Source organism: Clostridium tagluense (assembly GCF_003865095.1).
Lineage (GTDB): Bacteria > Bacillota > Clostridia > Clostridiales > Clostridiaceae > Clostridium_AD > Clostridium_AD tagluense.
In genome coordinates this window covers 51,985-61,456 of record NZ_BHYK01000025.1, presented here as the reverse complement: position 1 = coordinate 61,456, position 9,472 = coordinate 51,985, and the positions used below count along the sequence as shown (strand labels likewise).

At 30.2% G+C, this 9,472-nt stretch carries 12 protein-coding genes; 8 read left to right on the top strand and 4 right to left on the bottom strand.

Annotated features, from left to right (window positions below; genetic code table 11):
* Positions 1–171: 171 nt before the first annotated feature.
* Positions 172–372 (bottom strand): cold-shock protein, encoded by a 201-nt coding sequence (locus Ctaglu_RS18470; protein WP_125004432.1) that lies wholly within the window; start codon positions 370–372, stop codon positions 172–174.
* A 657-nt stretch (positions 373–1,029) separates the two neighbouring features.
* On the opposite strand from Ctaglu_RS18470, the gene Ctaglu_RS18465 reads away from it, so the two are divergent.
* Entirely contained in the window at positions 1,030–2,163 is a 1,134-nt protein-coding gene (locus Ctaglu_RS18465; protein ID WP_125004430.1) for an aldo/keto reductase, read from the top strand.
* 114 nt (positions 2,164–2,277) lie between these two features.
* Here the strand turns inward: Ctaglu_RS18465 and Ctaglu_RS18460 are convergent, their stop codons facing one another.
* Entirely contained in the window at positions 2,278–4,005 is a 1,728-nt protein-coding gene (locus Ctaglu_RS18460) for an oleate hydratase (RefSeq protein WP_125004428.1), read from the bottom strand.
* Between the two features lie 203 nt (positions 4,006–4,208).
* On the opposite strand from Ctaglu_RS18460, the gene Ctaglu_RS18455 reads away from it, so the two are divergent.
* On the top strand, positions 4,209–4,802 hold the full coding sequence (locus Ctaglu_RS18455) for an HAD family hydrolase (protein ID WP_125004426.1): 594 nt from the start codon (positions 4,209–4,211) through the stop codon (positions 4,800–4,802).
* A gap of 84 nt (positions 4,803–4,886) precedes the next feature.
* On the opposite strand, the gene Ctaglu_RS18450 is transcribed toward Ctaglu_RS18455, so the two are convergent.
* On the bottom strand, positions 4,887–5,135 hold the full coding sequence (locus Ctaglu_RS18450; protein WP_125004424.1) for a CPF_0552 family protein: 249 nt from the start codon (positions 5,133–5,135) through the stop codon (positions 4,887–4,889).
* A gap of 475 nt (positions 5,136–5,610) precedes the next feature.
* Between Ctaglu_RS18450 and Ctaglu_RS26280 the strand changes: the two genes are divergently transcribed.
* On the top strand, positions 5,611–5,733 hold the full coding sequence (locus tag Ctaglu_RS26280; RefSeq protein ID WP_258881004.1) for a hypothetical protein: 123 nt from the start codon (positions 5,611–5,613) through the stop codon (positions 5,731–5,733).
* 160 nt (positions 5,734–5,893) lie between these two features.
* Positions 5,894–6,160 (top strand): hypothetical protein, encoded by a 267-nt coding sequence (locus Ctaglu_RS18445; protein ID WP_125004422.1) that lies wholly within the window; start codon positions 5,894–5,896, stop codon positions 6,158–6,160.
* Between the two features lie 136 nt (positions 6,161–6,296).
* Here the strand turns inward: Ctaglu_RS18445 and Ctaglu_RS18440 are convergent, their stop codons facing one another.
* Positions 6,297–6,560 carry a hypothetical protein gene (locus Ctaglu_RS18440; RefSeq protein ID WP_125004420.1) on the bottom strand — a complete coding sequence of 88 codons (264 nt, stop codon included), beginning with the start codon at positions 6,558–6,560 and terminating at the stop codon, positions 6,297–6,299.
* A 139-nt stretch (positions 6,561–6,699) separates the two neighbouring features.
* Between Ctaglu_RS18440 and Ctaglu_RS18435 the strand changes: the two genes are divergently transcribed.
* From Ctaglu_RS18435 to Ctaglu_RS18420, 4 genes are read left to right on the top strand one after another with little or no spacing between them, the layout of a single operon-like run.
* Complete coding sequence (locus tag Ctaglu_RS18435) at positions 6,700–7,086, top strand: GntR family transcriptional regulator (RefSeq protein WP_207669499.1); 387 nt, start codon at positions 6,700–6,702, stop codon at positions 7,084–7,086.
* Positions 7,076–7,930, top strand: coding sequence for an ABC transporter ATP-binding protein (locus Ctaglu_RS18430; RefSeq protein ID WP_185732799.1), 855 nt, complete (start codon positions 7,076–7,078; stop codon positions 7,928–7,930). The genes Ctaglu_RS18435 and Ctaglu_RS18430 overlap by 11 nt, the downstream gene beginning before the upstream one ends.
* Before the next feature lie 48 nt (positions 7,931–7,978).
* Positions 7,979–8,701 (top strand): hypothetical protein, encoded by a 723-nt coding sequence (locus Ctaglu_RS18425; protein ID WP_125004413.1) that lies wholly within the window; start codon positions 7,979–7,981, stop codon positions 8,699–8,701.
* Positions 8,695–9,465 (top strand): hypothetical protein, encoded by a 771-nt coding sequence (locus tag Ctaglu_RS18420; RefSeq protein WP_125004411.1) that lies wholly within the window; start codon positions 8,695–8,697, stop codon positions 9,463–9,465. Before Ctaglu_RS18425 ends, Ctaglu_RS18420 begins: the two co-directional genes overlap by 7 nt.
* Positions 9,466–9,472: the final 7 nt, after the last annotated feature.

Genomic DNA, 9,472 nt, shown 5'->3' with positions numbered 1-9,472 from the left:
GTTTTGCCGCCGACTTCCTTCAGATTCCACGTCACCATGGACACCCTTGTCTTAAGCTATGCACTTGGCACTATTAACCCGTGCTAGGGACTTTCACCCATTAGATTGCGTCCATGCCGGGCGCACATAAAAAAAAACCAAGCAGCTAAGCTACTTGGTGTTTAAATATTATTATTTTACAATAGTAATATTTTCTGCTTGTGGTCCTTTTGGTCCTTCAACGATGCTGTAAGAAACTTTTTGTCCTTCTTCAAGTGATTTATAACCATCTGAATTTATTTGAGAGAAATGTGCAAAAACATCTACTCCGTCTTCTCCTGTAATAAAACCAAATCCTTTTTCTGAATTAAACCATTTAACTGTACCATTCATATATGTGTACCTCCGAAATTTTATTCTTAAACACTTTGTAATACCACACCTATAAAATTTCGATATAAAAATACTATATTTAAAGAGTACTAATTAATTGAAATATATCTGTGTTGCTTTATTTACTATTCATTTAAGTTATGGCTTAATAATATCACAGTTTATTATATAATGCAATAGCTACTCTCATATTAGTATCTATTTCATTATTAATTTATATCATAAGCCCTATCAATTAAGACTTTTTCCCTTTTAAAATTTAATACTTATTTATAAATCTCTGGTGCCAGGATGCCCTATATCACTCATAATCCCCTCTTCCTCAAGTACAATATCAGTGTCTACTCCTAAGTGAAATAAAATTTGCTTTTGATATATTTCTACACAAACTATATTTTTTATTTTCTTAAAAACCACATATAACTTTAATTTATTTTCAACAATACTAGTACATTTTATATAATATTACAAATAAAATTAAATTTCATCCACTTTGCTTTTAGCATTATAAACCATAAAAACATTTTTTTAGGTTATAATAAAATAGCTTTTCTTTTAGATAAACAGTATAATTATACCTATATAGTAAAAAACACAGCTCTAATTTCAACAAATAATACTTCTATAAATTACTGGCTATAAAGGAGGATGAAAATAATGAAGTATCGAAATTATGGTAATACAGGAGAAATGGTTTCAACTTTAGGCTTTGGTTGTATGAGGTTACCTGAGATCGAAATAAATGGAAAATGGTATATTGATGAGGAAAAAGCTTTACCTATGCTTTTTAGTGGTTATATAAGTGGTATAAATTACTTTGACTCAGCACCCTATTACTGTCACAAAAATAGTGAGCATGCAGTTGGGAAAGCTTTAAAAAGTGTCCGAGATAGAGTTAAGCTAACTACAAAATTACCTTTAGATGATGTTAAAAAGCCTTCTGATATGAGGAGAATTCTTGAGAACAGTTTAAAAAACATGGACACACCTTATATAGATTTCTACCATTTTTGGGGGATAAACAAAGGTTCTCTTGAGAATATTAAAACCAATGACCTTTTTAATGAAGCACGAAAAGCAAAAGAAGAAGGATTAATAAGACATTTGAGCTTTTCTTTCCATGATGATTCTGAACATATGATTGATATTATAGATGCTGGTGACGGAATCTTTGAATCTGTTTTGTGCCAATATAATCTTCTTGACAGGAAAAATGAAAAGTCTATTGCCTATGCCAGAAAAAAAGGGCTAGGAGTAGCAGCTATGGGCCCTGTAGCAGGTGGTAGACTTGCCTCACCTACAGAACTTTATAAAAAGCTTACTGGTAAAGAATCTATAGCCACCTATGAGCTTGCATTAAGATTTGTTTTAGGAAACGAGGATATAAGTCTTGCTCTATCAGGCATGGAGAATATGGATATGTTAGAAAAAAATCTTGCTATAGCAAATGTTGAGACTTATATGAATAATTCAGAAAGATACAAAGTTGGTATAGCTATGGAAGAGATTAAGCAGTTTTCAGAATTATATTGCACTGGATGCAATTACTGCCAACCCTGTCCTAAGAACATAATTATCCCTGAGATATTTAATATGTATACTTACCACAATGTTTATGGCTTAACAGCAGTAGCTAAGAAGGATTTTGAAGCCTATAAAAAGAACCCAGAAAAAGGTGCAATGCCAGAATCCTGCATAGATTGTGGTATCTGCGAATTAAAATGTCCACAACACCTTAAAATTAGGGAAGAATTAAAGAGAGTAGTTAATGTTTTAGAACAAATAAAATAAACACCGATGTTGCCTTCAGGATGAGATATATAAAAAACAGTGAATAGCTTTCCTATATAAGGATGCTATCCACTGTTTTTTATTTGATTACAATATTTATAACAATTAAATTTTTTATCTAAATGAAGTTTTTAATGCTTCTTTTATTATCCTAGGCTTCTTTTTATAAGGAGTTACAGGACAAATTTCCTTATCTTTTACATTAAATAGATTGTATATAGCAATTTTTGCTCCTCGAACAGAATACTCTTCGGTAAATACCATATCCTCTGGGATTTCAACAAACTGGCTAACCATAGCAAAGTTTGTGGAGTTTTCTGGTACAACACTCGGACGATCAGTCATCTTACGTGGCTGAAACTGTGAATCTATATAAGGCATCATACATGGAATTACATTAATTACTGTGTCCATAATTTCCTCTTTTTTGTCTAGCATATGCATATGGTATAAAAGTTCCATTAACATTTCCTCACCTGTACAATCACGCATGGCTTTCTTTACAAAATCACCGATTTTATCAGTATATATGCTATATCCCCAAAACATAGTTGTATCAATTGGCTGATTTTTAAAGTGTGGTTGAGCTGCAACAACTATGCTCATCAACCAATTTGAATCCTTAAATGTCATCAAGGCTCCACTGCCTGGAATATTAGTGGAGAACTTTTCTATTAAACTCAAGAATTTATTGCCTGTGCAAGTCACCGTAAAACTTTCCCAATTAGTTTCATTTGCATGTCCAAAGAAAGGTTCCGGATTTCCAAGGCCTCTTTTCTTTTCAGCTATTTTTGCCCAAAGCTCAGCTGAGATTGGCTTTTCAGGATTATATGCTGCAGGTGTGTACATATCACCAAGTGTTGCACAATCAGTCATACAGCCATTTGTCATAATGCAAACATCATTAGGGTTTAATGTAATAACTCTAGAGGATTCATCTTCTTCAATGTGAAGGGCGGTTACTGTAATTTCCTCTCCTGACTTAAAATCTAAATCAGTTACAGTTGCATTTATACTAAAATCAACTCCAAAATTATCTAAATAAGCCTTTAATGGAAGAATTACTGATTCATATTGATTATAAGGCGTACGTGTAACACCCTCTAAAGTTTCAATACGTGAAAATTCAAAAATCATACGTTCCATGTAACGCTTAAACTCAAAAAGACTGGACCATTTTTGGAAAGCAAAGGTTGTTTGCCACATATACCAGAAATTAGTTTCAAAGAAATGTGGTGTATGATTAAACCACTCCTCAATGGTCTTATAATCTAGTTTTTCTTCTGGTGTAATCATCAATTTGCCAAGAGCCATCCGATCCGCATTATTAAATCCCATGCTAGTCACATCAAGAATTACTCCATCTTTATCAATTAATCGTGCTTGTGCATGGGTTGGATGCAAATGATCAAAATTAAGAATTTCTTCTTTAACACTCTTACCTGGCATATCTAGAGATGGTATATCTGAAAATAACTCCCAAAAATTCTCATATGTTTCTTCGTTTAACATTCGACCACCACGGCATACATATCCATTTATGGAATCTCCTGCACCATCATTACTGCCGCCTAGAATGTTCATCGCTTCAATAATATGAATATTTTTGCCTTTAAAATTACAATCTCTCAGCAGATAAGCAGCACCTGCCAGGGAAGCTAAGCCCCCACCAATGAAGTAAACTTGCCTATGATCATTATCTTTATTCTCAGGTAAATTTTTTTCTTTTTTATGTTTTTTATTAAACTCCTTTACACTAATAGTTGCTACAGCAGCGGCTCCAGCTATTGCACCTAGTGTAAGTAATATATTTATATTATTCTTGTTTGATTTTTTAGACATAAAAATTACCTCCATTTTCTATTTCATTAATAATAAATACCTTATTCATTATTATAACGCAATTAAAATTAATTGTATTTATACACTTTCCAGTATTTGTCCAAAAAACACTGAATTCATGCTTTATTCATGATTTATTTATGTTAATATTTATTTAATAGTTATATTATAAATATAATCACAATTTATTACGGAGGACAATAATGATTAAAAATGTAATCTTTGATATTGGAAATGTATTACTAGAATTTAAACCACTAGATTATCTTAAAAGAACCTTCAACGATGATAACATTGAAAAATTTCTATACAAAGAAATATTTCAAAGTGAAGAATGGCTTGACCTAGATAGAGGAACCTTAACTCAAGAGGAGGCGATAAAAATAATATCTTTAAGAAACCCTAATTATGAGATGCATATTAGGAAGTGCATGCATAATTGGATTGACATATTGATACCTATTGAAGGCACAGTAAAAATACTCAATGAACTAAAAGAAAAGGGTTATAAACTATATCTCCTTTCAAATTTTCATTTATTAGCTTTTGAAACTATTTGTTCTAAATATGATTTTTTCAAACATTTTGATGGAGGCATAGTATCCTATAAAGAAAATCTTTTAAAGCCTGAAGCTGAAATTTACACTAAACTTTTAGATACTTATAAGTTAAATGCACCAGAATGCTTATTTATTGATGATACCTTAGTTAATATTGAAGCTGCCCATAGACTTGGTATTAAAACACTTCATTTTGAAAGTGCCACTCAGATGGCACATAGCATAATTAAATTGTAATACACTCAATCATTACAAGAAGACAAGCCCATGAATAATGACTTGTCTTTTTGTCTATATATAATGTAGCTGTTAATTATATATTCATATTAACATTGTGTTTACTTTTATATCTTCAATCTTACTTAGGTCTTCTTTTAAAGCAGCTATTTCTGTTTCTTCACCACAAAGTTGTAATAAAATTAACCCTCTTTCTGCACATAAATCTTTCGACGTTTCATGTAGTCCGAGTCTCATGCTAATAATGCAACCATGTTTTGTTAATATTTCTTGTAAATTTGGAGCAAACCTATTTCTTTTTTCTAAGGCAATAGCCATAATTGTAGTATTCATTTTTAATACCTCCTAAATTATTTCATTCTTTAATTTGGTAGATCTTACCCCCTTTCTAAACTTAAAAGTATACTTTACTATTTGATTTTTATTACAATTTTATACCTTTTTATTCATTATGTATAGTGATACAATTATAAATAATATTGTATTTTAAATTAATAATAAAACAGATAGATGCTCTCATAACTACAAAGGATGTTTCAAATAAGTGGCATCTTTAAGAAGCCTGATACCACATTAGTACTCTACGTCTTTTATTGCTGCAAAAAATAATTTTTGACTATCCATAAAAGACATCATAATATGTTTACCTTAACAGTTATAATTTATTTACACTATTGACACGTAATTTCAACAATTATTTAGTATTATATTAATTGAAGATATTATTTTCACAGAAAAATCCATTAAGTAAGTCTTAGATTAAATTTTATAGTATGGCCTTTAAAGGCAGAAATGGAGACTGTTTATTATGAAATCTGAATACGGAAATGTTCCTGAAATGTCCAGATTATCTTCTATCTTAATTGCTCTGTGTGTTGGTGCTTCAGTACTATCATTGGTTGGAATTAAAATACTTTTAACAGCTATGTAACCCATTGATATAATGTAATATCCTCATTTCCTATTGCAATAGAAACTGTACATGGTGTATTTTTTATTTTCACATAAACTCCCCTTGATTTCCACAAGATTTACATTTGCTAAAACATAGTGTTTAAGTTATAATTATCATTAATAATGGAGGTGTTTTTATGAACGTTGATTTTTCTAATATTAATCTAAATACCGTTATTATGTTTGCATTAGCTATATTACTTGCTTATCTTGGTATTGCTGTATTTAAAATGATTGGAAGGATACTAAGTATTTCAATTGGTATATTCCTTTTAATATATGTCCTTCAACAAATAGGCATTACAATACCTATATTAACGGATATTCTTAGCGCGATTTTACAGCTAATAAAGCCAATTATCGATATTGTAACAAATCTATTTAATTCTACAAAAATTAAATAGTCATATACTTTTTTATGTTGCAAAAAAACACTATACATTTATTCTTGTATAGTGTTTTTTTCGTCATATAAAATTGGCCTTTTACTTTAATAACATTAACTTTCTTATTTATTAACGATATTATCATTAATAATAATTAAATCTTGCAAAGGCTCCACCTTGAAGATTTAAGTTCAAACTTTATTTTATATATTTTTTCAATACCATCAACACTACTTTGACAAGTAAAAAGCTGCATATAATTGCCAGTAAGTTTTTCTAAATCTATTTTTAAAACCCTTCCTATAACTATAGTTTCAAAGGTATTATCATCATTCTCAATTCTAAATCTAACTGGGTGAATTTTGCCTGATTTATCAAACCAAGCGACCACCTCTATTGGTTTTGCAACTACCTTCATTTTAATTCACCTCTAATTATTAATTGTACGAATATATGTTCTTATTGTCAAATTAAAAAGAATTAATTGTAATCCAAAGAAATCATTGACAAATTACTGTGTCTATTGTATAGTAACAGTAGATAAGGAGGTGATGTGCTTGAATATTCTTATATCAACCCTTTCCCAAACCCCCATATATGAACAAATACAAACTCAGATAAAAGAAATGGTACTCAAGGGAAAGTTAAAATCCCAGGAGCAACTGCCTTCAATAAGGCTTATGGCAAAGGATTTAAAAGTTGGCATCATAACCGTAAAACGGGCTTATGAAGAACTTGAAAAAGAAGGTATCATAATCAATCTACAAGGACGAGGATGCTTTGTAGCAGATATTGACAAAAATAAAATTAAGGCAATACACATTGATATGCTTAGGGAACGGCTTCTTGAAATCAAAGAATTTGCAGACACAACAGATATATCATCTATAGAAATGTTTGAAGTTCTAAATGAAATATACGGAGGTAGTGAAAATGACAAATAAGGCTTTAGAAATCAAAAACTTGAAGGTCAGTATCGGCAATTTTTCTTTAAATGATGTAAGTTTTTCAATAGAAAAAGGAACTATTATGGGGTTTATAGGAAGAAATGGCTCAGGCAAAACCACCCTTATCAAATCAATACTTAATATGATTCCACAAACAAGCGGAAATGTGTTATTCGACGGTATCAGTATGTACGGAAATGAAGAAATAGTTAAAGCAAAAATAGGAGTTGTATTTGATAGTTTAATCTATCCTCTTAACCTCAAACCTACTAAAATAAAAAATATGATATCACCTTTTTATAAAACCTTTGATTCTAAACGGTTTGAGGAACTTATGAAACGCTTTGAACTTGATAAGAATAAAAAGCTTTCCGCCTATTCAAAGGGTATGCAGATGAAATTTGGAGTTGTAATGGCACTATGTCATAATCCTGATTTAATCATACTTGATGAACCCACATCAGGACTTGACCCTATTGCAAGAGCTGATGTTATGGATTTACTTTTAGAACTTATGCAAAATGAGCAAAGGTCTATACTATTCTCAACCCATATTACAAGTGACCTTGAAAAAATTGCTGATTATATAACAATGATTGATGATGGTAAAATTGTTTTTTCTAAGGGCAAGGATGAAATGCTTGATATGTACGCCTTGGCACACATTGATAGAGATGCTATGACAGATACAATTAAATCTGAACTTATAGGAATAAAAGAAACAACTTTTGGATATGAGGGATTATGCAAGAAAAATTTAAAGCTTCAAAATGCAGAAGGAATTAAAATTGCCAGACCTACCATTGAGGACATTATGCTTTATATGGGTTCAAAAAAATGAAGCTTACTGGAAACTACAGCATAATAAATTTTACAGGGAGGCGAAAAAATGTTAAATAGATTTTGGAATTACCAACTACTTTTAAGTGGTTCACTTGGCTTTGTTAATGATAAAAAAACTTCGAAATTACATTTTTTTATTCTATTTATTAGTATAATATTTTTGGGCATTTTCACTGGTATGCTTGATGGATGCGGAGTAATATTTTATCCCATAGTTTTTACTTTGTATGCGGATTATCACATTATAAATTCACAAAATAAATTGTTTGAAATTGTACCAGTTTCAAAGTTATATGTGCTTATAAACATTTATTTATATGTCTTTGTCATGAGTTTGTTTTTTACCGGTGGAGCTATAATCGGATTAGTGCCCTTTAAAATTTTGACACTATTTACTTCTACCTTCACTTTAGTTGACACTATTATAAGTTTGTTAGTAAATAATTGGAGAGCTATATTCGTAACAGGTTGTATATCAACCATAATAGTAAGCATTTTATTGCCCATATTTTTTATAAGGCCTAATTTACTTAGAAAAGCCCTTACAATATCAGCAGTTGCACTTGTTACAATAGCACTTCTATTATTTAGGAACACCTTGCCTGTTATAACTGAACTTGGTGAAATAAACTTTTTAGAAAGCATTACAATAATGCCTCATTATAATGAAATATTATTGATATTATGCTGTGTATGCGTAGTAATAATCCCTATTTCAATATTAATATCCTACAAACTATATAAAGGAAAGAGGTGCTTAGTATGTTAAAAAAATTTATTGCTTATCAAAAACTATTGCTAAATTCAATACCACCAATTGGTATAATACCTGAAAAGCCTTCCAAGATATTATTTTGTTGTTTCGTAATAGTATTTATGGATATACTTATATTTTCTGGAAATAAAATATCTACAAATAGTATTTTACCCATTTGTTTGCCTATTGGAAGTGTATGGATGATTAATAGAATGCTTTACAATGATCACCATCACAAACTATTCCAAAATGTTCCTGTAAGCAGAAAATATACAGTATTAAATATATTCTTACTGTATATAGTATCTATCTTTATAGTGTATTTACTATATTTGGTATCTGCTACAGCATTAATAGGTATTACCTTTGGGATTATATATCTTGCAAATCCTAAGAGTTTTAGTAATTCACCTCCAGAATCTGCGGTTCATCAAGTAATAGACACAACAAAAGGTAATATGTTAATGTTATGTATATTACTAATAATCCTTTTTATTGGCGTTGCAATTACTCTTATAAAAAATAAAAAACTCAGACTTTCCAGCTTTGCAGGATTCGCTACTATTAGTTATGGACTTTTATTTTTCCTAAAGTTTAATATGCCAATATCACCCATCTCTGACAAGGTTGAATTTCTTGAAAGTTTTTCTATAATGCCTCAGGGAAATACAATTCTGCTTTATGTATCTTTTGCTACAATTATAATATGCATTTCTTCAGTTTTTGTGGGATATAAGCTTTATGTTGGTAAATCAAATGATTCCAAGTACTATTAGTTCTCAT

Coding starts and splice junctions, on each gene's coding strand:
- Ctaglu_RS18470 (WP_125004432.1), bottom strand. CDS start 372: ATGAATGGTACAGTTAAATGGTTTAATTCAGAAAAAGGATTTGGTTTT.
- Ctaglu_RS18465 (WP_125004430.1), top strand. CDS start 1,030: ATGAAGTATCGAAATTATGGTAATACAGGAGAAATGGTTTCAACTTTA.
- Ctaglu_RS18460 (WP_125004428.1), bottom strand. CDS start 4,005: ATGTCTAAAAAATCAAACAAGAATAATATAAATATATTACTTACACTA.
- Ctaglu_RS18455 (WP_125004426.1), top strand. CDS start 4,209: ATGATTAAAAATGTAATCTTTGATATTGGAAATGTATTACTAGAATTT.
- Ctaglu_RS18450 (WP_125004424.1), bottom strand. CDS start 5,135: ATGAATACTACAATTATGGCTATTGCCTTAGAAAAAAGAAATAGGTTT.
- Ctaglu_RS26280 (WP_258881004.1), top strand. CDS start 5,611: ATGAAATCTGAATACGGAAATGTTCCTGAAATGTCCAGATTATCTTCT.
- Ctaglu_RS18445 (WP_125004422.1), top strand. CDS start 5,894: ATGAACGTTGATTTTTCTAATATTAATCTAAATACCGTTATTATGTTT.
- Ctaglu_RS18440 (WP_125004420.1), bottom strand. CDS start 6,560: ATGAAGGTAGTTGCAAAACCAATAGAGGTGGTCGCTTGGTTTGATAAA.
- Ctaglu_RS18430 (WP_185732799.1), top strand. CDS start 7,076: ATGACAAATAAGGCTTTAGAAATCAAAAACTTGAAGGTCAGTATCGGC.
- Ctaglu_RS18425 (WP_125004413.1), top strand. CDS start 7,979: ATGTTAAATAGATTTTGGAATTACCAACTACTTTTAAGTGGTTCACTT.
- Ctaglu_RS18420 (WP_125004411.1), top strand. CDS start 8,695: ATGTTAAAAAAATTTATTGCTTATCAAAAACTATTGCTAAATTCAATA.